This window comes from Streptomyces sp. NPDC051684 (assembly GCF_044453445.1).
Classification (GTDB): domain Bacteria; phylum Actinomycetota; class Actinomycetes; order Streptomycetales; family Streptomycetaceae; genus Streptomyces.
Genome location: NZ_JBITCS010000019.1, coordinates 1 through 22,466, shown reverse-complemented (window position 1 = coordinate 22,466; position 22,466 = coordinate 1). Strand labels below are relative to the sequence as shown.

The window sequence follows — 22,466 nt, the reverse complement described above, 5'->3', positions numbered from 1 at the left end:
CCGCCGCTGTGCCGTTGGGCCGTCAGGTCGTCGCGCCGTTAAGCCACCTTCACCGACATCGTGCCCGACAGCCACGGAAGGCCCGCCGGGTCGCGGTTGTCGAGGGCCGTCGCCGCGGCCGTCGGCTCGTCGTCGGAGAGGTGCGTGCGCTCCAGCGCGGAGAAGGGGTGCTCCTCGTCGCCCGGAGCGGCCACGGCCGACGCGGGCAGCGCCAGAGTCACGGCAAGCAGCGCCGCAGCCGTCGCCAGTACACCCGCCGTGGTCCTGCTCACCGTCGTCATCAGCCGGCCCTCCGTCCGTTCCGTCGGCGCCGTTGTCGGTGCCCTGGCTTACGACGATCCCCGTACGAGGGCCCCGGTGGCAGATGTCATCGGTCATGAACACGGGGGACGAAAGTCCCGGCGCGGCGCCGACGGCTACGCGTCGAGGAGCGCCCGGCAGTGCGCGACGAACCCGGCGAGCGCCAGCTCGAACGCCGCGTCCGTGCGGCCTTCGGGCCCGGCGGCGAGGGCCCGTTCGAGCAGCGGGGTCAGGCCCTCCTCCGAGGGCTCCCACATGGTGTCGGGCGCCGCCATGTCGAGCGCCGAGCCGAGCACCATGTTGTCGAGCGCGATGATCACCGGCATCACGTCCGGCGGCGCGAACCCCGCGTCCAGCAGCAGCGCCACCCCCAGCTCGTACTGCGCGAGGACGCGCGGCGCCCGCACCGGATGCGTCGTGAGGAGCGGGATGGCCTTGGGGTGCGCGGCGAACGCGGCGCGGTAGGAGCGGGCCCATGCGGCGATCGCCTCGTCCCACGGCAGGCCCGAGGTCAGCGGCGTCTCGTCGATCGCGGAGCAGATCCGCTCGCGCAGCAGCTCCACGATGCCGTCGCGGCCGTCCACGTGGTGGTAGAGCGAGCCCGCCTGCACGCCGAGCCTGCGCGCCACCTGCGGGACGCTGAACTCGCCCTTCTCGTCGACGATGGCGAGCGCCGCCGTGGTGATCCGCTCCCGGTCGAGGAGGGGTGTGCGCGGCCGCCCCATCCAGGTCCCTCCTCAGTGGCTTCACGAAATCGGGTCTTCCCGTAGGCCCAACGGGAGGTTACATTGCGAAAATCAAAAGCCTTTAGATTTATGCCCGTCCGCAGTCCGGGCCGTCCGCCAGAGGGGCTTCCTGCCGCATGTCCGTGACTTCCCCGAAGACCGACACCGCACCGCCGAGCACGTCGCCCAGCCTCCGTACCGGGAGCCTCGGCACGTCCGACATCGCGTTCTTCGTCGTCTCCGCCGCCGCACCGCTCACCGTCATGGCGGGCGTCGCGCCCATCGCCATCTCCCTCGGCGGGGTCGGAGCGCCCGCCGGATATCTGCTCGCCGGCATCACGCTCGCCGTCTTCGCCATCGGCTTCACCACGATGAGCCGCCATGTCACCGGCGGCGGCGCCTTCTACTCGTACATCGCGCAGGGCCTCGGCAAACCGGCCGGGATCGGGGCGGCGCTGCTCGCGATGGTCGGCTACAACGGCATGGAGATCGGCGTCTACGGACTGCTCGGCTCGGCCACGCAGGACACCGTGCACTCGCTGTTCGGCGCGGACGTGCCCTGGCTGCCGGTCTCCCTCGTGGGCCTGGCCCTGATCTGGTACGGCGGCTTCCGCTCGATCGACTTCGGCGCCAAGCTGCTCGGCGTCCTGCTGGTCGCGGAGACCGGCATCCTCGTTCTGCTCGCGGGCGGGGTGCTCCTCAAGGGCGGCGCGCACGGCCTGTCCCTGGCCTCGTTCGCGCCCGGCAACGTCCTCGTGCCCGGCACGGCCGCCGTCCTCGCCTTCGCGTTCGCCGCGTTCACCGGCTTCGAGTCGACCGTCATCTACCGCCGCGAGGCCCGCGACCCGGACCGCACCGTGCCCCGCGCCACGTACATCGCCGTCGCCTTCCTCGGCCTCTTCTACGCCTTCACCGTCTGGATCGCCATCCAGTCCTTCGGCGACGCGCACGTGGTGAAGGCCGCGGGCGACGACCCGGCGAACCTCTTCTTCACCGCCATCACCACCTTCGTCGGCGGCTGGGCGGCGGACCTGATGCACGTCTTCATCGTCACCAGCGTCATCGCCTCGCTCCTCGCCTTCCACAACGCCATCAACCGGTACGCCCTCGCGCTCGCCGACGAGGGTGTGCTGCCGCGCTCGCTCGCCCGCATCCACCCCAAGCACCGGTCCCCGTACGTCGCCGGGCTGGCGCAGACGGTGCTCGGCGCGGTCGTCGTGCTCGGTTTCTGGGCGGCGGGCGCGGACCCGTACGACCAGCTGCTGCTGTGGGTCAACACCCCGGGAATGCTGGGCCTGATGGCCCTCCAGCTGCTCGCGGCGCTCGCCGTCCCGTTCTTCTTCCGGCGGATCACGCACCAGGAGGGTGTGCTGCGGACGGTCGTCGCGCCCGTCGTGGCGACGCTTCTCCTGGCCGTCGCGATCGGGTTGGTGGCCACGCACATCGACCTCTTCACGGGGGCGTCCCCGCTGGTCAACTGGATCCTCCTGGCGGTGGCGCCGGCGGTGTTCGTGCTGGGGCTCGGCCTGGCGTGGCGCCTCAAGCGCACCCGCCCGGAGACCTATGCACGGTTCGGCGATTAGGGGCGCGGGGAACTGCGCGAACCGGACCACAGCAAGCCCGCACACGCCGACGCGAGCGAGCCGAACAGAAACGGAGCGAACCGCCCCATGGCATCCGCCGACCTCCTCCTCACCGACACGCACGTACGTACGCTCGACCCCGACCAGCCGGAGGCGACGGCCGTTGCCGTGGCCGGAGGTCGCATCGTCGCGGTCGGCGACACCGGCGACCTCGTACGGGACTGGCAAGGCCCCCGCACCGAACGGCTGAACCTCGCCGGCGCACACGTCGTCCCCGGCCTCGTCGACTCCCACAGCCACCCCGTCTGGGGCCTGGAGATGGCGACCGGCGTCGACCTCAGCGGCGTGGAGGACCTGGACGGACTCCGGGGCGCCCTGCGCACAGCAGCGAGGCTGGACGGGTGGGTCGTCGGATGGGGACTCGACCACAACGCCTTCGGCGGGCGGACCATCCACCGCGAGCTCATCGAGGACGTGCTCGGCGGCGCCCCCGCCTTCCTGCGCCTGTACGACGGCCACTCCGCGCTGGTCAGCGGCGCCGCCCTGGACACCGCGGGGATCACGGGGCCGCGGGAGTTCGCCCAGCGGGCCGAGATCGTCTGCGACGGCGAGGGGCGGCCCACCGGTCACCTCGTCGAGCACGCCGCCATGGACCTGGCCTACGAGGTCGCGCCCCGGGCCTCCGACCAGGACCGCCGCACCGGACTCGTCGAGCTGCTGAGCACCATGGCCGCCACCGGCCTCACCGGAGCCCACGTCATGGACGGCTCGGGCCTCGACCTGCTCGCCGCCGTGGAGGAGGGCGCCGATCTGCCGCTGCGGCTCACGGTCTCGCCCTGGTGCATGCCGGGCGTGGACCGGGCAGGGCTCGACGAGCTGGTCGCGCTGCAGAAGCAGGGCGGGCGGCGCTGGCGGGTCGGCGGCGTGAAGTTCTTCATGGACGGCACCGTCGAGGGCGGCACCGCCTGGCTGGAGCACGCCGACTGCCACGGCCAGGGCACCGACGCGTTCTGGCCGGACCCGGCGGCGTACACCGCGGCCGTACGGCACCTGCACGCCGCCGGGGTGCGCACCGCGACGCACGCCATCGGCGACGCCGCCGTCCGGCACGCCCTCGACACCATCGAGGCGCTCGGGGCGAGCGGCCGGAACGCGCACCGGATCGAGCACATCGAGTCCGTGCCCGACGACACGATCCCACGGTTCGCCGCGCTCGGCGTCGCCGCGTCGATGCAGCCGCCGCACACCGCGTACACGAAGGGCGACCACAGCGACGAGTGGTCCAAGCGGCTCGGTGACGCCCGCGCCGCCCGCGCCTGGCGCACCCGTGACCTGCGGGACGCCGGCGCCACCCTCGCGCTCGGCTCGGACTGGCCGATCGCCCATTACGACGCCCGGCAGGTGCTCGCCACGGCGCGGGTGCCGCAGGGCGCGGCCGGCCCCGCGCAGGGGCTCACCGGCCTGGAGGCGCTGGAGGGCATGACCTCGCACGCGGCGGTCGCCGCGGGTCGGGCGGCGGAAGGCGGCCGAATCGCGGTCGGTCTGCGCGCGGACCTCACCGTTCTCGGCCTCGACCCGGTCACGGCCCCCGCGGACGAGGTCGCCGAGGCGCCCGTCGCCCTCACCGTGACGGACGGCCGGATCACGCACCGGGGCGCCTGAGACGGAAAGGGCGGCACCGAAGGTGCCGCCCTCTCACGCCTTGACCGGCATCAGCGGTGGTGGCACCAGGCGCGGCAGCGCGTACGGCAGCGCCCCGTACCAGGCCCGAGCCACCGCGAAACCGAACGCCAGGCACAGCACGCCGCCCACCGCGTCCAGCCAGAAGTGGTTCGCGGTCGACACGATGACCAGCAGGGTCAGCGCCGGGTACAGGAGCCCGAGGACCCGCACCCACGGCACCGAGGCCAGCGCGAAGATCGTCATGCCGCACCACAGCGACCAGCCGATGTGCATCGACGGCATCGCCGCGTACTGGTTCGACATGTTCTTCAGGTTGCCCGAGGCCATCGAGCCCCAGGTCTGGTGCACCGCGACCGTGTCGACGAAACCGCCGCCGCTCATCAGGCGCGGTGGCGCCAGCGGATAGAAGTAGTAACCGACGAGGGCGACCGCCGTCGTCGCGAACAGCGCGAGACGGGTCGCCGCGTAGCGGCCGGGATGGCAGCGGAACAGCCACACCAGGACACCCAACGTGATGACGAAGTGCAGTGTCGCGTAGTAGTAGTTCATGCCGACGATGAGCCAACTCACCGAATTCGCGGCATGGTTGACTGCCTGCTCGACGGCGATGCCGAGGCTGTGCTCGGCCCGCCAGATCCAGTCGGCATTGCGCAGCGCCTGCGCCTTCTGCTCCGGGACCGCGTTGCGGATCAGCGAGTAAGTGTAGTAACTCACCGCGATCAGCAGGATCTCGAACCAGAGCCGCGGACGCCGCGGCACCCGAAGGCGACGCCCGGCGCGGTCTTCCGCGATGGGTGAGGGTGTGGCCCCTTTTCGGCCTTCACGTGTCGTCACGGTCATTTCACCCATAGGCACAGAGTCTGCCAGATCACGGCCCCACGACCGATCATCCCTTGGGCGGGTCATGGGCGCACCCGCTACGCCCTACGGACGAGGCCGAACCCCTACGGACACCGCTGCTGAAGCGGCCGTGGACCCCCGCACCACCAGTTCCGGCATGAACACGAATTCGCTCGGGGGCGCGGGCGTGCCGCCGACCTCCTCCAGGAGCGTGTGCACCGCCGCCTGACCCATCGCGTGCACCGGCTTGCGGATCGTGGTCAGCGGCGGATCGGTGAAGGCGATCAGCGGGGAGTCGTCGAATCCGACCACGGAGACGTCCTTCGGCACGTCCATGCCGCGCTCGCGCACCGCCCGGACGGCACCGAGCGCCATCATGTCGCTCGCGCAGACCACCGCCGTGCAGCCCCGGTCGAGCAGCGCCGACGTCGCGGCCTGCCCGCCCTCCAGCGTGTAGAGGGAGTGCTGGACCAGATCGTGCTCGATCTCGTCCTCCGGCAGGTCGAGCCCCTCCGCCATCGTGCGTACGAAGCCCTCGATCTTCCGCTGTACGGGGACGAAGCGGCGCGGCCCCACGGCCAGGCCGATCCGGGTGTGGCCGAGCGAGAGCAGATGGGTCACCGCGAGCCGGGCCGCCGCCCGGTCGTCCGGCGAGATGAAGGGCGCGGCGACCCCGGGCGCGTACCCGTCGACGAGCACGAAGGGGACGCCCTGGCCCCGCAGGCGCTCGTAGCGCTGCGTGTCTGCGGTGGTGTCGGCGTGCAGCCCGGAGACGTAGATGATCCCGCTGACGTCGCGGTCGACGAGCATCTCCGTGAGCTCGTCCTCGGTGGAGCCGCCGGGCGTCTGGGTGGCCAGGACCGGGGTGTAACCCTGCCTGGTCAGGGCCTGCACCACGACCTGCGCGAGCGCCGGGAAGATCGGGTTCTCGAGCTCCGGGGTGATCAGGCCGACCAGGCCCGCGCTGCGCTGCTTCAGGCGCACGGGGCGCTCGTAGCCGAGCACGTCGAGGGCGGCGAGGACGGACTGGCGGGTGGCCGCGGCGACCCCCGCCTTCCCGTTGAGTACACGGCTGACGGTCGCTTCGCTGACCCCCGCTTGTGCTGCGATGTCGGCAAGGCGTGCGGTCACGGGACGCGACCTTACCCGTCACTCGCCGCATTGCCCACCGAACGGGAAGTGCCGGGCGGGTAAGCCGGGTTGGGTCGCCGCCACCCGGAACGGTGAACCGGACGAAGGGCAGGCCGCCGCACGGCTGTCCGGCGGTAGTTTGGTGCGGCGCGGGCCGAGGGGGCCCGCACCGCTCCGCTCCTGAGGGGCCTTCTCGTGAACGTCATGGTTCAGCGACCCGGGACAGACGTCGGATGCACCGTCCTGGTGGTCGACGACAGCGCCGCCAACCGGTACGCCCTGGGCGCCGTCCTGAGCCGGGCGGGCCACGTCGTCATCCCCGTCGGCTCCGCGGGCGAGGCCCTCGTCGAACTCGATGTGCGGCTGCGCGCGGGGGCGCTGCCCGATGTCGCGCTCGTGGACGTGGGCCTCCCCGACCTCAGCGGGTTCGAGCTGTGCCGCAGGGTGAAGGCGCTGCCCTCGCTCGCCGGGATCCCCGTCGTGCACTTCTCCGCCCGCCCCTCGGTGCCGGCGGACCGCTGCCGTGCGCTCGACGCGGGCGGCGAGGCCTATCTGACGGTGCCCGCCGAACCGGAGGAGATCCGGGCCGTGGTGCGTGCCGCGCTCCGCGGATCCCGCGAACTCACCGACACCCAGGCCCAGTTCGACCATCTCACCCTGCTGTCCCGGGCCGTCGTCGACGTACAGGGCGCCCGCGACCTCGCGGAGCTCGCCCGGACGGCGGCCGCCGCGACGGCCCGGCTCACCGGGGGAGACGCCGCCGTCTTCGTCCTCGGCGACCACGGCGCGGTGCACACGGGCCTGTCCCGTGGGTCCCCGGCGGCCGCGGGGCCGGACGCCGCGGCGCGCGAGCGGGCCGTCGGGCTGGTGCGGCAGATCAGGTGCGTGCCCGGGGGCGTGCGCACCGCACTGCGGGCCGGGACCGCGTGGCCGCGGGCGTACTTCGGGGCCGGCGGCGCCCGGCTCACCCTCTCCCGCACCCGCGACGGCCGGTTCCCCGTGTGCCTCGCCACGCCCGACTTCGAGGACCCGGACGGCAGGACCGGGCCGCTCGTCGCCCAGCTCGCCCGCGCCATCGCGCTCGCCGCGGAGCCCCTCGTCCTGTACGAGCAGGAACGGCATGTGGCCCACACGCTGCAACACAGCTTCCTGCCCTCCCAGTTGCCCGCCTTCGCGGGGCTCGACGTCGACTTCCGCTACGAGCCCGCCTCCCAGGAGGCCGAGATGGGCGGCGACTTCTACGCGGCGCTGCCCACCCCCGAGGGCGTGCTCGTCGGCGTCGGTGACGTGGTGGGGCACTCGCTCGACGCGGCCACGGTGATGGTCGAGCTTCGGCACGCGCTGCGTGCCTACTGCCTGGAGGACCCGCGCCCCGCGCACCTGGTGACGCGTCTCGACCGGCTGCTCCAGCACTATCACCCGCAGCTCACCGCCACGCTGTGCCTGGCCCTCGTCGACCCGGCGACCGGCCGGACCCGGGTGGCCAACGCGGGGCACATCCCGCCGCTGGTCGTGCCCGTCGGCGGCGTGGCTCACTACGCGCGGGCCGCGGGGCCGCTGCTCGGGCTCGGTCTGGCGCACCCCGAACCCACCGTGCTCGACCTCGGCCCGAGCGCCCGGCTCCTCATGGTCACCGACGGGCTCGTGGAGACCCGCGGCGTCGATCTGTCGCTCTCCCTGGAGGAGCTGCGGCACGCCGCCGCGGCCGCGCCCGAGGAGCCCGGCGAGCTGTGCGACACGCTTCTCGCCCGCTTCGGCCGCGACCGTGCGGACGACATCGCGCTTCTGGCCGTGCGGCGCGCTCCCCGGTGACCGGGCGTCCGCTGGGCGGGACGTGATTGTGCGGGTGGGCGGTTGCGGGTGAAGGTTGGCGCCTACATACGTGTGCGTACGTTATGCATGCACGTACGCACGTACCTACATACGCACGCACCACGACACCTCGGAGGGCCCCTATGCCGCAGATCACCGTCGACCACTCCGCGGACCTCGACGAGCGCCTCGACCGGGTCGGGCTCGCCGCGGCCGTGCATCAGGCGGCCGTCGACATCGTGGCCGCGCGCATTCCGGCGTGCAAGACGCGGTTCCGCGATGCCGGGGTGACGGTGGTCGGGGACGGGGCGGCGTCGCTCGTGCATGTGGAGATCGGGTTGCTGGCGGGGCGTACGGAGGAGGCGAAGACGGCGCTCGCGGAGGCGGTTCTGGCGGCGCTTCCTGCGCACATCAAGGAGCCGTCCGGTGTGCATCTCTCCGCCGAGGTGCGGGACTTGGCCCCGACGTACCGCTCGGCCGTCGCCGACTGACGGCCGCCCGCCCCTACGCCCCGGGGCCCCGCCCCGGCCCCCGCGCCTCAATCGCCGGCGGGGCTTGAAGGCTCGGGGCTCAGCCCGCTGCCGCGGGGACCCCGGAGGAGGGTGCCAGGGTTGTGAGGCGGGAGATCAGGGTGGCGAAGGGGCCGTTCGGTGGCTCGTCCGCGAGGAGGTGGTGGAGCAGCGCCGCCATCTCCTCGTCGTACGCCGCGCTCACCGCGGCCAACGCCGCGAAGTCATGTACCAGCTGGAGCTGAAGCTCCGCGCGGTCGATACGCCGCCCGTCCAACCAGATCAGCGCCGTCGACTCGGCGAGCGAGATCCAGGAGCGGACGACGAGTTCGAGCCGGGCGGAGGGCGCCACGACCCCCAGATGCGCGAGGATCTGGACGTACGCCGCCTGCCGGACGGAGTCGATCAGCGCGTTCGTCGCAGAGGAACCGACGGCGGGCCCGCCCCGCATCAGCGCCGAGAAACCCGGCCCGTGCTCGTCCACGAAGTCGAAGAACCGACCCATCACCCGCAGCAGCCGCGCCCCGAGCGGCCCCTCCCGCGGCTCCTCGAACCGCTCGGCGAGATCCTGCGCCGCCCGCCTCAACGCCGCCTCGTACAGGCTGAGTTTGCCCGGGAAGTAGTGGTAGACCAGTGGCCGCGAGATGCCCGCGGCCGCCGCAATCTCGTCGATGGAGACCTCGTCGGGGGAGCGGTGGCTGAACAGTTCGAGTGCGACCCCGATCAACTGCCGCCGCCGCTCCTCGACTCCCATCCTGCGCCGCACCCCGGTAGTCATGCCGAACACTCTACCGAGCGATTCCGGCCTGCCAACCGGCCCCCGCGCACCGCCCCCACCCGCCGTCACTAAAGGTCGAGAACCAGACGCTCGCCACGGGCCCGCGAGACGCAGATCAGCATCGAGTCGGCGCGCTCGGCATCCGTGAGCAACTCGTCGCGATGCTCGATCTCCCCTTCCACGACGCGCTGTTGGCACGTCCCGCAGAAGCCCTGCTCGCAGGAGTACGGGACCGCGGGCACCGCCGAGCGGACCGCCGCGAGCACCGTCGTGTCCGCCGACACGTCCACGATTGTGCCGCTGCGCCGCAGCTCGACCTCGAACGGGCCGTTGCCCTCGGTCGAATTGCGTGGCGTGAACCGTTCGCTGTGCAGGGTGCAGTGCTCGGGCAGCGCCGCCTCCACGGCCGCCATGAGGCCTTCGGGCCCGCAGCAGTACACCGCCGTGCCGGGCGCGGTGTCCGCGAGCGCGGCGGCGAGGTCGGGCCGCCCCTCCTCGTCCTCCGCCACGACGGTGACCAGGCCCGGGGCCTCGCCGCCCAGCTTCGCCACTTCCTCCGCGAACGGCATCGAGGCCCGCGACCGGCCCCCGTACAGCAGCTTCCAGTCGGCGCCCCGCGCCGCGACCTCCCGCAGCATCGGCAGGATCGGGGTGATGCCGATGCCGCCCGCGACGAACAGATACGCGGGCGCCCGCGTATCGAGCGGGAAGCGGTTGCGCGGCCCGCGCACCTCGACCTCCATGCCCTCCCGCACCTGTTCGTGCACCTCGCGCGACCCGCCGCGCCCGCCCTCGTCCGCCGGAATGAGCCGCGTGGCGACGGTGTACGACGACGTGTCCTCGGGGTCGCCGCACAGCGAGTACTGCCGCACGAGTCCGGAAGGGAGCACGAGATCGAGGTGCGCGCCCGGCTGCCACGCGGGCAGGTCGGGGCCCTCCAGGCGGAGTTGAACGACACCCTCGGCGACCTGCTCGTGCCGCGTGACGAGCAGGCTCAGCGCGCGGGCCCGCGGCCGCCCCGACGTCGGCTCCTCCAGAGCGGGCATCGGCCACAGGGGCGAGCGCTGCACGCGCCGCCGCATGGCGCGCCGCACGACGAACGCGGCGCCGGCGACGACCACGGCGCCCCGCAGCGTACGAGCGTTCATCGGTCGGCTCCCGTACGGGCTTCGGCGGCCGTGGCCGCGGGGGACGAGGCGAGGTAGGCGACGGCCTGGGCGGTGTCGCCCTCCTGGTCGGGGTGGTAACTCCGGCTCAGATAGCGGGGGATGGACCGGGCCATGGCCCCGGGCGTCGGCAGTACGCCCCGTTTGCCGCTCCGGTAGAAGTCCTTCCAGGTGGCCTTGCCGTCGAGCAGCGTCGGGTCGTTCTCCATGAAGAACCGCGCGCCGCGCTGCCATAGGAAGACGAGCGCCGTGAAGGCGGTGGCCCAGGTGCGCACCCGGCGCCGGTAGCCGCCGTCGAGGTGCTCGAACAGCTCGAAGGCGACCGCCCGGTGCTCGACCTCCTCGGCGCCGTGCCAGCGCAGCAGGTCCAGCATCATCGGGTCGGCGCCGTTGCGGTCCAACTCCTCGGCGTTCAGCACCCAGTTGCCGAGGAACGCCGTGTAGTGCTCGATCGCCGCGATCAGCGCGACCCGCTCCATCAGCCACCACTGCCGCGCCTTGCCCGGCGGCAGCGTCCGGTCGCCCAGCAACTTCTCGAAGAACCAGTCGACTTGGGCGGTGTACGGCGTCGGGTCCAGGCCCTGCTCGCGCAGGTGCGGCAGCACCTCGTCGTGGGCCTGCGAGTGCATGGCCTCCTGGCCGATGAACCCGATGACGTCCTCGCGCAGCCGCTCGTCCGTGATGTACGGCAGGACCTGCTTGTAGACGTGCACGAACCAGCGCTCGCCCGCCGGGAGCAGGAGGTGCAGAACGTTGATGGTGTGCGTGCTGAACGGATCGTCCGGCAGCCAGTGCAGGGGAGTCCTGTCCCAGGCGAAGGACACCTGGCGTGCCTTCAACGGGACGCGCGTATTAGACATGGCGTCAATGTACTGACGGGTAGCCACCATGGACACCCCCCGTGCACCACTTTTGTCATTCAGCCTCCGGCGCCGGTCGAGCAAATCCAGCCGCGCGACGGTTGAGCATTTCAAGCCCCGCCGGCGATTGAGGCGCGGGGCCCGGGGCAGAGCCCCGAGACGTCGGCTAACGCAGGGCCTCCACTTCGGCTCCCTGAGCCGTTTTCCCGCTGAGCGACACCTTGACGCCCCGCGCGAGCGGAACCGCCAGCATCCGCCCGGAGCCCGTCCGCCCGGCCGCGGCCACCCGGTTCACCCCCTCGCTGCCCGCGGCAACGAGATACCAGGCCCCACCCCGCGACTTCCACCGCACACCCGCCAGCACCTGCGGCTCGCGCGAGCCGCACGCCGGCGACGACTGCGACTTCGCCGCCACGACCGCGGCGTCCGCCCCCGGCGCCCGGAACAGCGCGAGGGTGCGCGGCCCGGTGCCCCGCCAGGTGTCGGCCCGGGTGCACAGCCACTCGGCCGTCCCGTTCCCCTCGGGCAGCGGCTGGCTCGCGTATGCCCAGGAGTTCACGGACCGCACCCCGTGCGAGCGGGCCGCCGCGAGCGAGCACGCGGTCGTCGCCCAGTCCGCGGGCCGCGCCTCGCGGGGCGCGGCGGGGCTGCCGGAGGTGAGGTGCGCGGGCACGAGCTCGCCGAGGTCGGTGGTGAGCCGGGTGCCGGTCGAGTCGGTCAGCGCGAGCGCGTTCCACGACGTGCAGGACGTCGCGAGCGCCGGGCTCGGGAACGGCGCCGTCACCCCGTCCTTCGTCCGCGACAGGGCCCGCGTCGCCGCCGACGGTTTCAGGAGGTCGCGGGTACCGGCCTTGGCCACCCAAGGGGCCGTCAGATAACGGACGTTGCCGTCGGCCCGGTCCATCACCACGGCGCCCGACTGCGCACCCGCAGCACCGTCGACCCGCGCGAAGTCGAGCGCGGCGCCGCTCGTGCCGCTCTTCGGCTCGGCGTAGCGCACGACCCGCAGCCCGTCGTAGAGCAGCACGACGCGGGCCTGGTCGAGCTCGCCCGCGTACAGCAGCTGCGGCGGTCCGGGCGGCGCGCCCGCGGGGGTGCCCGGTGTCGCCGAGACCTTCACGGAGCCGCCGGGCCGCGCCCACACGGCGAGCGCCCTGCGCAGCAGTTCCTTGTCGCCGGTCAGGGAGCCGCGCGCGGGCCACACCGAGAAGTCCGTGCGCGCCGAGGTCTTCCACGCGGACGGCGACACCTTGCGCAGCTTGCCCGGGTTCAGGGCCGCCTGCCCCGCCGGGTTCTTCGCGTACGGCGGGGCCGCCGCGCCGTCCGGGGTCCAGCCCTCGCCCGGCAGGCCGAGCAGCGCGCCGCACACGAGAGTCGCCGCGACCGCCGCGACGGCCGCCTTCAGATGCTGGCGGCGGCGCATCAGATCGGTGGGCCGCGCGTGCAGGGAGCACGGGTCGAACTCGGGGGACTCCAGGAGCTCCGTGCAGGACCCGGTGTCGGCCGCCATGCCGCGCGCCTCCGCGAGGGCCGCGGTCGCGTCCTCCTCGGCGCAGCCCGCGTCGACGAGGGCCGCGCGGACGGCGGCGTCGTCGAGCCGCTCCAGACCGCGCAGCACGTACGCGGCGCGGGCCGGTCCGCTCAGCGCGGAAAGCTGCTGGTCCAGGGCGAGTTCATCGGCGCCGCCGGACTTCGGGAACAGCCTCAGGCCCCACACCTGCGGCAGCAGCGGCGGCAGTTGCGCCCGCTTGGGCCAGGCCATGCGCCGCAGCGGCTGCCCCGCTTCCAGGGCGCTGCGCAGCACCTTCAGGCGTACGTACGCGAAGCCGGGGTCGCCGGTGCGGCCCCCGGAGTCGCGCTGGGCGGGGACCGGTGCCGGCGCGTCCGCGGTGCGGCCGCGGGGGAGCGCCCGCTGGACGACCGAGTGGGCGGTCAGCACGCGGCGGTTGCGGCCGAGGCCGGGCGGCAGCACGAGGTAGGCGAGCCGGACCAGTCGCGGGTAGTGCTCGACCAGGGCGGCCTCGGCCTGCTCGACGTCGATGACGGCGGCCGGCGCTGCGGACGGGGGCGTGGGTTGCTGCTGCACCTTTGACTGCACGTTCAGCTGAACGAGCGAATCGTGGGATGGTCACCCAAAGGGTGTTGCGGTCGATCGGTCCTACGTCTCGGGGCTCTGCCCCGGGCCCCGCTGCTCAATCGCCGCAGGGGCTTGATCTAGCGCCTTCGCGTAGTTCGCCATCGACCGCTGGTATCGCGGCAGATGGGGCGCCAGCGCGCCGAGCACCAGGGCGAGACCCTCCCGGTCGCGGCCGAGACTCGACAGACACAGCGCCAGGCACGCCCGCACCGCGTCGTCCAACTCGTCACTGGGAGCGGTCAATTCCGGTTCGAGCAGCGCGACGCCCTCCTCCGGGCGCCCCATGTTCCGGAGTGAGCTGGCCAGTTGAATCTTCGTGCGCCGCGCCCGGTAGCCGCTCAGGCCGAGCCGCAGCGCCTCCTGGTACAGCGGGACCGCCTTGTCGGAGTGGCCGGTCGAGTCGAAGGCCGAGGCGCGCTCGAACGGGGCGACAGGACTGTCGGCGGGCAGCTCGGCGGCGAGCCCGTCGATCAGCGCCCGGAACCGGCCCGCGCCCGTCTCCGTGTCGCCGTAGTCGTCGATCGTCGCCCACGCGGCCGCGATCCGCTCTTCCCAGTCACTGCTCTCGGTGCTCACCGGGGCACTCTCACACAGGAGTGCCCCGGTGTCACCGGAGTCGCGGGCCAGGAGGGGCCGGATCAGCTCAGCTTCCAGCCGCTGAACTGCACCGTGCCCCGCGTCCCGTTCCCGCCGTTCGTCGCGCTCATGAACATGCCCACGCCCTGCGCCGACGCGGGCCTCGGCGACGGCACGGTCGCGACGGTCCGCCACGTGGCACCGTCGTCCGTCGAGCACTCCCCGGTGTACGTGTCGCCCGCCCGGGACAGCCGGAGCAGCACCGGCGCCTTGATCCCGGTGATCCGCTTGTACGTGTCGAGGGTGCCGTCCCCGGTGGAGTCGTAGGACAGAACGACGCCGTTGGCGGGCGTGACCGACAGGTTCGCGAAGCCCAGGGACCCCGAGTCGCCGATGGAGTTGCCCACCATGATCCCGGCGCGCGCCCACGGGCCCGTGACCGCCTGCGCGTCCACCCGCACCACCGCAACCGAGCCGTCCCGGAACGCGTTCGCGCGGTACAGCGCCCCGAACTCCGCCGTGCCCTTCCACAGGTCGGCGCCGCCGCCGTCGATCGCGAACCGCTCGTCGAGCTGTCCGAAGACCGCCGCGTTGTCGCTGTACGTCCGCCAGCCCTCGGCCACCGGCCCGGCCTCGAACAGCGTGCCCTTGTGGACGTAGGTGATCCGCTTCTCGCCGGCCGGACCGTACTGGACGTCGATCGTGTACGGGAGCGGGCGCAGCGGCTGGTCGAGCGGGGTGCCGGGCGCGCTCGCCCGCCACGCGACCGTGCCCTCGCCCGCCGGCGGCACGCTGCCGAGACGGGTCGCGCCCTCGGGCTCGGCGGCGATGCCCTTGAGCTCGAAGTCGACGCGGCCCGTCGCGCGCAGCCCGTTGACATTGCGGAACGTGGCCGCCACGCGCGCGTGCCCGCCCGGCGGGAAGGCGGGCGGTTCCGCGGTGACCTTCACCGAGCCCTGGTAGGGGGCGCGCGCGAGGACGTCGCGCACCTTCGAGGCGGTCCGGTACGGATCCCCGTATGCCCGCAGCGGGTAGTCCTTGCGCTCGCGCGTCCACGGCTCCTCGAAGGCGAACCAGTCGACCTTGGCCGGCTCCCGGCCCGCGGCGAGCGCGTCGGCCAGCTCGTCGAGCCACTTCTGCCAGCGCGGCAGGTAGAAGTCGGCGATCAGGCCGTGCCAGTCGCGGTTGGCGTACTCGTGGAGGTTGCCGGGGTCGGACGTGGCCCGGTCGCCCCACACCGTGATCAGCGCCTTCGCGCAGCGCTCGAACTCGGCGCGCTCGGCGTCGTTCGTGGCGAGCCCGCGCGCGTCCTGGATCCACGGGCCGAGCAGGAACGCCGCGTTCGTGCCGGTGACGTCGTCCGAGAGCCGCATCAGCCGCAGCCACAGCGTCGACAGCGCCTTGAACGTGGCTTGATCCTTGTCCCCGTACGCCGCCTTCAGTTGCGGCAGGAGCTGGCGGCTGCGGTGCGCGAGGGCCTGCCGCGTCACGTCCACGAGGTCGTACTTGTAGGCCGCGCTGCCCCGCAGCTTCCCGTCCACGCCGAGCAGGCCGGCGAGCGCCGCGTCGAAGCGGCCCGGGTCGTAGGCGAGGGCGCGCGGCGCGTAGTAGGAGGCGCGGTCGGCCGACAGGTCGGGGCGGGCCGCGAAGAGGGAGTCGTGCGGGTCGGAGCGCTCGGTGGCCCTGTGCTGGTACGCCGTCTCCTGCAAGGCCTGCCAGGCGGCGCGGGCGTCCTTGTCGCGGCGCCCGTAGCGGAAGTCGGCGTACGAGGCGAACCAGGCCGGCCGGTCCACCTCCTCGTCCATCCAGGCGAGTTCGGACCACAGCTCGAACGCCGCCGGGTCCCGGTCGGTGCCCTCCGGCAGGTACGCCGTACCGGCGAGCGCGCTGTCCGGCTTGTCGCGCCACGCGAAGAACTTCTGCTCCCAGATGTGCGCCCGCGCTCCGATCGTCGTACGCCCGCCGAAGTTGGGGATCGTCCCGAACGCGTACGGGGTGCCGGCCCAGTCCTTCTCGCGGTCCGTGACGGAGCTGAACCGGTCGGACACCCCGTCCACGATCAGCATCTTCTTCTTGTCGATCGCGCCGATCAGCTCGGGCAGCGGGTTCGCCTCCCAGCCGAGGATCACCCACGTCGCGCCCGGCCGGTTCTTCTGGAGCGCGGCCTCGACGCCGCGCGCCGCGTCCGGGACCGGCACGTCGCCGGCCGTGCCGCCCTCGTGCAGCAGGTCCATCTTGAAGGCGTCGATCTCGCCGAACAGGTCCTTCTGGTACCCGTAGAACGCCTTCGCCACCTGGGCGAAGGCGTCGGTGCGCGGGTCGAGCCAGTCCGGGCGGTCGAAGCCGTGCCACACCCCCTGCGGCACGACGTGCGCGTCGCCGCCGTTGCGTCGCACGAACTCCTTGGGGACGTGCCCGTAGTAGCCGGGCAGGACCGGCTTCATGCCGAGGGCGCGCAGCCGGTCGACGATTCTTCGCCCCAACTCGGCTCTTCGCGCCATGAGTTCGGGCGAGAGCGGGCCGCCGTAACCGTAGAGGTTCTGGAGCAGCCACCACGCCTGGTGGGACGGGGCGGGCAGCCAGGCCCTGGACTCCTCGTCGCTGTAGCCGAAGTCCTTCAGGAGGCGGTGGTAGACGGCCTCCATGCCCGCGATGACGAGGACCTCGTTGCAGCCGTGCAGGGCGAGGATGTCGATCTCGCGCTCCCAGTACGACCAGTCGGCGAACGGCGCCGTGTAGCCGTCGTTGGTGTCGTTGAGCGCGAAGCGGTGGGGGAGCGGGGTGCTGCGCTCCAGCGTCTTGGAGGGGGCCGGGAGGAGGTCCGGCAGGTCCAGCTGGGAGCCGTTCCAGGCGATGTGCGCGCCGCACTCGTACTTCAGGAAACAGTGGACCCCGGCGAGCAGCGTCGCCGGGGTCGTCCCGTACACCGTGATGCGGCCCTGCGTCCCGGTCACCCGGAAACGGTCCTCCGTGCCGCTCGCGGTCATCAGTCTGAGACGGAACTGATCCACGTGGTGCGGCAGTTGACGGTTGAGTGCCGCGCGCGCCTCAGCCGTATCAAGAACGGGCACTTCCCTCGCGGCGATCGATCGCGGAGCCGCCGTGGCGGCCGGGGCGCCGGTCCCCAGGGCCGTGCCGAGGCCGATGGCGGCCGTCGTGCCGAGAACAGTGCGTCGCGATGGTGCGGACATACGTGTACCCCCCTTGCGTCGCGGTTGGTGCGGCGCACGGTAGCAACGGAACGTACGGGACAGGAGAGCGCAATGAGGAAGAATCTGGTGGCGGCGGCCGTGCTGCTCGCGGCAGCGACCGGGTGCGGCTCGGGCGGCTCCGACGGCGCCCCGAAGGACGACACGCCGAAGATCCCCCGTACGGCCTCCGGAAGCCTGGAGCACCTCGCGAAGGAGGCGGGCTGCCGCCCCGACATCCAGACCGACGCGGCCGACATCCGCCAGGCCAACTGCGGTGCGGGCAACAGCCGTTACATCCTTGCCACCTTCACCACCGACAAGGGCCAGGCTGCGTGGTTCGACCAGGCCAACGACTACGGCGGCGCCTATCTCGTCGGACCCAGGTGGATCGCGGTCGGCGGCGCCGCACAGCTCACGAAGCTGCGCGGCCGGCTCGGCGGGACCCTGGAGAGGCCGGCCTCGCACCACTCGGGGAGCAGCGGTGGTGGGGGTCACGAGGCCGGGTAGCTCTCCGGGCACGAGGGTCTCCGCCGAGCCGGCCGCGCAGCGGCCGGGAAGGGGCGATCGCTCAGGTGCAGCGATCGCCCTTGTTGATGCAGTCCACGACCTTCCGCATGGTCCGGTCGTCGAAGACGTTGATGAAGTCGTCATGATCCGTGATCGGCTTGTGCAGCTGCTCGGGGAAGCCGTCCACCGCGAACGGGTTCTTCACCTGCCCGTTCTCGATCGTCGGCGTCTGCACGTCGTACACCAGGCGCATCTTCAGCTGCGGGATGGCCTTGAAATTCTGCGGGCAGTTGCCGGCCTGGTCGGCGAACGCCACGTGAGTGCGATGGTTGGCACTGTCGATGTTCTGCCCGTCCCAGCAACTCTGGAACGCGAAGCTGCGCACCACCTTCGAACCGTCGGGACACAACGGGTACTTGTCCGTCAACTGCCGGTCCTCGAAGCCGGTGCAGCTCCAGTGCGCGTTGGCGTTCGCCGTGCCGTTCGTGAACGCCTTGGCGTCGCCGGTGATGATGCGCAGGAACCTCGGCATCGCGACGACGTCGCTCTGCGGGCTCCCGACGAACTTGATGCTCGCCTTCTGGGCCCGCAGGATCTTGCCGACGTTGCCCTCCTTGCCGCCGCCGTCCTTGTCGGCGTCGAAGTCCGCCGAGCCGTCCTGCACGCGCAGCACCGGCCAGTAGTACGTCGACTTGTCGCCCTGGTTCTGGCAGCTGGTGTCGGCGTTCGCGAGGTCGTCGTTGCTGGAGAAGGCGTCGTTGTCCTGGTTGCCCACGTAGTCGTGCAGGTGGTGCGCGCCGTTGCTGACGCCGGGCGCCACGATGAGGTTGTCGGTGTTGAACTTCTTGTTGTCGTTCACGCCGCAGCGGGTGGTGAAGGTGCCGGTGGAGGCGTTGTCGCCGTTCTGGGGCTTGTCGACGTTGGGCTGGACCTTGGTGATGTCGGCGAAGTCGGCGGCGACGGGCCCGTTGCCCGCCTGACCGCCATTGCCCTGCTGCTGGTCGCCGCCGCCTTGGTCGCCGCCGCCTTGGTCGCCGCCTCCTTGGTCGCCACCGCCCTGATCGCCACCGGACTGGTCGCCGCCGCCCTGGTCGGAGCCGTCGCCCTGCCCGTCCGGGGGCTGCTGCTCGCCCTCCTTCGGCTGGGCGGTGCACTCGGCCATGTCGTTCATGCCGTCGGGGGCCTGTCCGCCGCGGCGCTCCATCTCCAGGCGGATGCGCTCGAGGATCGCGGCCCGGTTCTTCTTCAGCGGGTCCATGATGCTGTTCTGCACGAACCGCGGGTCCCGCGCGGCCGCGTCCCGCGTCGAGGAGAGCCGCTGGTAGGCCTGCGTGATCTGGGTGTCCAGGGTGGCGAGTTCACCGTCGACCTCGTCGCGGGCGCCGCCCGGCACGTCGGACAGCTGCGCGCCGACGTCCGGACAGTCGATGGTGGCCACTTGTTGCGTCTGCTGTGTCTGTTGCGTCCCGCTGCTCGCGTTCTGCCCGTCGGCGGAGTCCTCGTGGGCCGACGCGTACACGTTGACCGCGACCAGCCCACCTCCACCCAGGAGGAGTGCGGCCGACGCGATGGTCATGCGCGTCGCCAGCGTTGAGCGCCGTTTCCGTGAGGTGCGTCCCATGGGACTACGTACGCAACGGGGGCCGACCCTGTTCAATCGGCCCCCGGATTTCACCTCAACTGCCGGTGGGCGACGTGCACCGTGCGGCAGGCGGTGTCGACGGAGATCAGCGGGTCGGTCAGCAGGGCCGCAGTCATGGTCGACTCTTTCGCGCGAGGAGACGCAACGCGAACGAGAGGGTGCCCACACAAGGTGGGCACCCTCTCGACGGTGAGGTGGCCGGAATCAGACCTGGCCGGCCTTGTCGAGCGCGGTGCAGCAGGTGTCGACGAGCAGTCGCGTCACGACGTACGGGTCGACGTTGGCGTTCGGGCGGCGGTCCTCGATGTAGCCCTTGCGGTCCCGCTCGACCTGCCACGGGATGCGGACCGAGGCGCCGCGGTCGGAGACGCCGTACTTGTACTCGTCCCACGGGGCGGTCTCGTGCGAACCGGTGAGGCGGTCGTCGATGCCGGCGCCGTAGTTCTTCACGTGGTCGAGCGGCTTGGAGCCCTCGCCGAGCGACTCGCACGCGGTGATGATCGCGTCGTAGCCCTCGCGCATCGCCTTCGTGGAGAAGTTGGTGTGCGCGCCCGCGCCGTTCCAGTCGCCCTTGACCGGCTTCGGGTCGAGGGTCGCGGAGACCTTGAAGTCCTCGGCGGTGCGGTAGAGCAGCCAGCGGGCGATCCACAGCTGGTCGGAGACGTCCAGCGGGCCCACGGGGCCGACCTGGAACTCCCACTGGCCGGGCATGACCTCGGCGTTGATGCCGGAGATGGCGAGACCCGCCGTCAGGCAGTTCTCGAGGTGCGCCTCGACGATGTCACGGCCGTGGATCTCGTCCGTGCCGACGCCGCAGTAGTAGCCGCCCTGCGCGGCGGGGAAGCCGCCGACCGGGAAGCCGAGCGGGCGCTCGCCCTCGAAGAACGTGTACTCCTGCTCGATGCCGAAGATCGGCTCCTGGGCGCCGAACTTCTCCTCGGCCTCGGCGAGCGCGGCACGCGTGTTGGAGCGGTGCGGCGTCATGTCGATGTTCAGGACCTCGCACATGACGAGGATGTCGTCACCGCCGCGGATCGGGTCCGGGTACTGGGCGACGGGCTTCAGCACGAGGTCGGAGGCGTGGCCCTCGGCCTGGTTGGTGGAGGACCCGTCGAAGCCCCAGAGGGGGAGCGTGTCCAGGCCCTGCGGCGAGCCCGCCATCACCTTCGTCTTCGAACGCAGCTTGGCCGTCGGCTGGGTGCCGTCGATCCATATGTACTCAGCCTTGAAGGTCACGGGCCACATCCTCATTCACGCGGGTCTCGAACTACCGGGAAGCCTGTCACCAGGGGATTTCCCGGCCGTTGCCCGTTTGTGAACCCCGTGTTACCTGAGTGGCGCGGGGTGGGACGTAACCCGTGACCTTGTATGCGATGTGCCGTGTGGCGTGTGCCGGTTACCCCGCCTTCTCGACGCGGGCGTTGCGGATCAGGAACTTGCCGGGCTCCCGCACCTGCTCGAACGCGGCGTTGTTGAGCAGGACGCAGGACCCGGACGTGGCGGTGACCTCGACGGTCGTGGACTTGTCGTTGTCGAGGTTGGTCACCTTCAGCTTCGTGCCCGCCGGGAACTGGTCACTGGACGCGGCCGGGGCCCCGCCCTCCCCGGAGAGGGTCACCTGCTGCCCGGCACAGACCTGCTCACCGGAGGCGGCTTCCTCCGGCGCGGATGCGGACGGAGAAGCGTCGGCCGGCGGGGTGCCCGGGTCCGCGGCGGACCCGCTCCCCGCCCCCGTATCGCAGCCGGAAGCCGCCTGTTTCCGTTCGATCTCCGCGATCACCGCTTCGCGGTTGGCGATCCGGGCCTCGGACTGGGCGTCGGGGTTCGCCCGCTGCCCCTCGATGAACCTCTGGTTGTTGGCGAGCGCGGTGGTCAGCCCGTCGCACACGGCCGAGCTCTGCGCGGCGTTGCTGGTGGCCGCGAGGGCGAACGCCCCGCCGCCCGCGACCACCGCCGCGGCCGCCGTGAGGGCGAGCCGCTTCTTCGGGCCGAGAGTTCTCCTGCGTGACATGCGCGCCTCCTGTCGTGAGATGCACGTTGTTGCGCACGCCGTTACGTACGAGCAGTCGAACCCGAACACTCAAAGCCGGTTTCTAGCGGCGCGCCATCGCCTCGCGCACCGACTCCTCGCTGCGCCCCACGACCGCCGTGCCGTCCTCGGCCGTGATGATCGGGCGCTGGATCAGCTTCGGGTGCGCCGCGAGCGCCGCGACCCACCGCTCACGGCTGTCCGCGTCGCGCGCCCAGTCCTTCAGGCCGAGCTCCTTCGCGTCGGCCTCCTGGGTGCGGGTGATGTCCCACGGCTCCAGGCCGAGCCGGCCGAGCACGGCACGGATCTCGTCGGGCGTGGGTACGTCCTCCAGGTAGCGGCGCACCGTGTAGTCGGCGCCCTCCGCGTCGAGCAGGGTGAGCGCGCTGCGGCACTTCGAACAGGCCGGGTTGATCCAGATCTCCATGGGGGCAACGGTACGCGAGTGGCGTCGTGCGGCGGTCCCCAAGTCGGCTCTGGCCAGCGGCTTTTGTCAGTGGTCGGCAGTAGAATAGAAGCAGTGTTCGAGGGCTACGGGGGCTCTCGGACGTCCGCGACAGGAGGATGCCTGTGCCCGCTGCCGCCGCTCCGATGCTGATCGACCTGCCGTACACACCACTCGCGAAGAGGCCGCTCCCCGCAGGGCGTCCGCGCGACTGGTACATCACCCACAACCGCCGGCTGAAGGCCATGCGCCTGGCGATAGCCCTGCTCGACTCCGGCGTCTACCTTCCCAACCAGGCCCACAACCGCAGGATCCGCGCGACCGCCGACCTCGTCGGCATCCACCCGCCGTCCGACACGACGTGCCACATGGTGCGGGCGCTGATGCGGTACAGCCGGTAGGCAAATCAAGCCCCGCAGGGGGCACCTCCCAGCGTTAGCTGGGGGAGATTGAGGCGCGGGGGGGGGGGGGGGGGGGCCCCCCCCCCCCCCCCCCCCCCCCCCCCCCGGGCCAACCCCCCCCCCCCCCACAACACAACGCCTGCCAAACCGC

Annotated in this window: 20 protein-coding genes; 6 read left to right on the top strand and 14 right to left on the bottom strand. The window is 72.1% G+C overall.

The genetic code is table 11. The annotated features are described in order from the left end of the window. Window positions 1-38: 38 nt before the first annotated feature. On the bottom strand, window positions 39-281 hold the full coding sequence (locus tag ACIA8D_RS22965) for a hypothetical protein (protein ID WP_399234913.1): 243 nt from the start codon (window positions 279-281) through the stop codon (window positions 39-41). A 135-nt stretch (window positions 282-416) separates the two neighbouring features. Next, window positions 417-1,025 carry a TetR/AcrR family transcriptional regulator gene (locus ACIA8D_RS22960; protein ID WP_399234910.1) on the bottom strand — a complete coding sequence of 203 codons (609 nt, stop codon included), beginning with the start codon at window positions 1,023-1,025 and terminating at the stop codon, window positions 417-419. A 137-nt stretch (window positions 1,026-1,162) separates the two neighbouring features. Between ACIA8D_RS22960 and ACIA8D_RS22955 the strand changes: the two genes are divergently transcribed. Both ACIA8D_RS22955 and ACIA8D_RS22950 read left to right on the top strand, forming a co-directional pair. After that, window positions 1,163-2,608 (top strand): APC family permease, encoded by a 1,446-nt coding sequence (locus ACIA8D_RS22955; protein ID WP_399234908.1) that lies wholly within the window; start codon window positions 1,163-1,165, stop codon window positions 2,606-2,608. Between the two features lie 87 nt (window positions 2,609-2,695). Further along, complete coding sequence (locus ACIA8D_RS22950) at window positions 2,696-4,270, top strand: amidohydrolase (protein ID WP_399234906.1); 1,575 nt, start codon at window positions 2,696-2,698, stop codon at window positions 4,268-4,270. Window positions 4,271-4,303: 33 nt separating this feature from the next. Here the strand turns inward: ACIA8D_RS22950 and ACIA8D_RS22945 are convergent, their stop codons facing one another. Together ACIA8D_RS22945 and ACIA8D_RS22940 are read right to left on the bottom strand one after the other, a co-directional pair. Continuing rightward, window positions 4,304-5,140 (bottom strand): phosphatase PAP2 family protein, encoded by an 837-nt coding sequence (locus ACIA8D_RS22945; RefSeq protein WP_399234905.1) that lies wholly within the window; start codon window positions 5,138-5,140, stop codon window positions 4,304-4,306. A gap of 75 nt (window positions 5,141-5,215) precedes the next feature. Then, on the bottom strand, window positions 5,216-6,262 hold the full coding sequence (locus tag ACIA8D_RS22940; RefSeq protein WP_399234903.1) for a LacI family DNA-binding transcriptional regulator: 1,047 nt from the start codon (window positions 6,260-6,262) through the stop codon (window positions 5,216-5,218). Window positions 6,263-6,466: 204 nt separating this feature from the next. Between ACIA8D_RS22940 and ACIA8D_RS22935 the strand changes: the two genes are divergently transcribed. Next, window positions 6,467-8,074 carry a SpoIIE family protein phosphatase gene (locus tag ACIA8D_RS22935; RefSeq protein ID WP_399234901.1) on the top strand — a complete coding sequence of 536 codons (1,608 nt, stop codon included), beginning with the start codon at window positions 6,467-6,469 and terminating at the stop codon, window positions 8,072-8,074. Between the two features lie 143 nt (window positions 8,075-8,217). Continuing rightward, on the top strand, window positions 8,218-8,565 hold the full coding sequence (locus ACIA8D_RS22930; protein WP_399234899.1) for a 5-carboxymethyl-2-hydroxymuconate Delta-isomerase: 348 nt from the start codon (window positions 8,218-8,220) through the stop codon (window positions 8,563-8,565). Between the two features lie 79 nt (window positions 8,566-8,644). On the opposite strand, the gene ACIA8D_RS22925 is transcribed toward ACIA8D_RS22930, so the two are convergent. From ACIA8D_RS22925 to ACIA8D_RS22900, 6 genes are all read right to left on the bottom strand, one after another. Continuing rightward, window positions 8,645-9,361 (bottom strand): TetR/AcrR family transcriptional regulator, encoded by a 717-nt coding sequence (locus ACIA8D_RS22925; protein WP_399234897.1) that lies wholly within the window; start codon window positions 9,359-9,361, stop codon window positions 8,645-8,647. A gap of 68 nt (window positions 9,362-9,429) precedes the next feature. Further along, window positions 9,430-10,509, bottom strand: coding sequence for a PDR/VanB family oxidoreductase (locus tag ACIA8D_RS22920; RefSeq protein ID WP_399234895.1), 1,080 nt, complete (start codon window positions 10,507-10,509; stop codon window positions 9,430-9,432). After that, window positions 10,506-11,387, bottom strand: coding sequence for a metal-dependent hydrolase (locus ACIA8D_RS22915; RefSeq protein WP_399234893.1), 882 nt, complete (start codon window positions 11,385-11,387; stop codon window positions 10,506-10,508). Before ACIA8D_RS22915 ends, ACIA8D_RS22920 begins: the two co-directional genes overlap by 4 nt. 166 nt (window positions 11,388-11,553) lie before the next feature. Continuing rightward, window positions 11,554-13,473: a hypothetical protein gene (locus tag ACIA8D_RS22910; protein ID WP_399234892.1), complete on the bottom strand. Its 1,920-nt coding sequence runs from the start codon at window positions 13,471-13,473 to the stop codon at window positions 11,554-11,556. Window positions 13,474-13,545: 72 nt separating this feature from the next. After that, window positions 13,546-14,118: a tetratricopeptide repeat protein gene (locus ACIA8D_RS22905; RefSeq protein WP_399235182.1), complete on the bottom strand. Its 573-nt coding sequence runs from the start codon at window positions 14,116-14,118 to the stop codon at window positions 13,546-13,548. Between the two features lie 44 nt (window positions 14,119-14,162). Continuing rightward, the gene (locus ACIA8D_RS22900) at window positions 14,163-17,291 is read right to left on the bottom strand and encodes an alpha-N-acetylglucosaminidase (RefSeq protein WP_399234890.1); all 3,129 of its coding nucleotides are present in this window, start codon (window positions 17,289-17,291) and stop codon (window positions 14,163-14,165) included. Window positions 17,292-17,363: 72 nt separating this feature from the next. Here ACIA8D_RS22900 and ACIA8D_RS22895 point away from each other — a divergent pair, with 72 nt between their 5' ends. Beyond that, entirely contained in the window at window positions 17,364-17,798 is a 435-nt protein-coding gene (locus tag ACIA8D_RS22895; RefSeq protein ID WP_399234888.1) for a hypothetical protein, read from the top strand. A 61-nt stretch (window positions 17,799-17,859) separates the two neighbouring features. On the opposite strand, the gene ACIA8D_RS22890 is transcribed toward ACIA8D_RS22895, so the two are convergent. From ACIA8D_RS22890 to ACIA8D_RS22875, 4 genes are all read right to left on the bottom strand, one after another. Continuing rightward, the gene (locus tag ACIA8D_RS22890) at window positions 17,860-19,419 is read right to left on the bottom strand and encodes a DUF1996 domain-containing protein (protein WP_399234887.1); all 1,560 of its coding nucleotides are present in this window, start codon (window positions 19,417-19,419) and stop codon (window positions 17,860-17,862) included. Window positions 19,420-19,644: 225 nt separating this feature from the next. Next, on the bottom strand, window positions 19,645-20,676 hold the full coding sequence (gene glnII, locus ACIA8D_RS22885; RefSeq protein WP_399234884.1) for a glutamine synthetase: 1,032 nt from the start codon (window positions 20,674-20,676) through the stop codon (window positions 19,645-19,647). Window positions 20,677-20,836: 160 nt separating this feature from the next. Continuing rightward, window positions 20,837-21,451 carry a hypothetical protein gene (locus ACIA8D_RS22880; RefSeq protein ID WP_399234882.1) on the bottom strand — a complete coding sequence of 205 codons (615 nt, stop codon included), beginning with the start codon at window positions 21,449-21,451 and terminating at the stop codon, window positions 20,837-20,839. 82 nt (window positions 21,452-21,533) lie between these two features. Further along, a complete protein-coding gene (locus tag ACIA8D_RS22875) occupies window positions 21,534-21,896 on the bottom strand; it encodes an arsenate reductase family protein (RefSeq protein WP_399234880.1) in 363 nt (120 codons plus the stop codon). A 137-nt stretch (window positions 21,897-22,033) separates the two neighbouring features. Between ACIA8D_RS22875 and ACIA8D_RS22870 the strand changes: the two genes are divergently transcribed. After that, complete coding sequence (locus tag ACIA8D_RS22870) at window positions 22,034-22,315, top strand: hypothetical protein (RefSeq protein WP_399234879.1); 282 nt, start codon at window positions 22,034-22,036, stop codon at window positions 22,313-22,315. The last annotated feature ends 151 nt before the right edge of the window (window positions 22,316-22,466 follow it).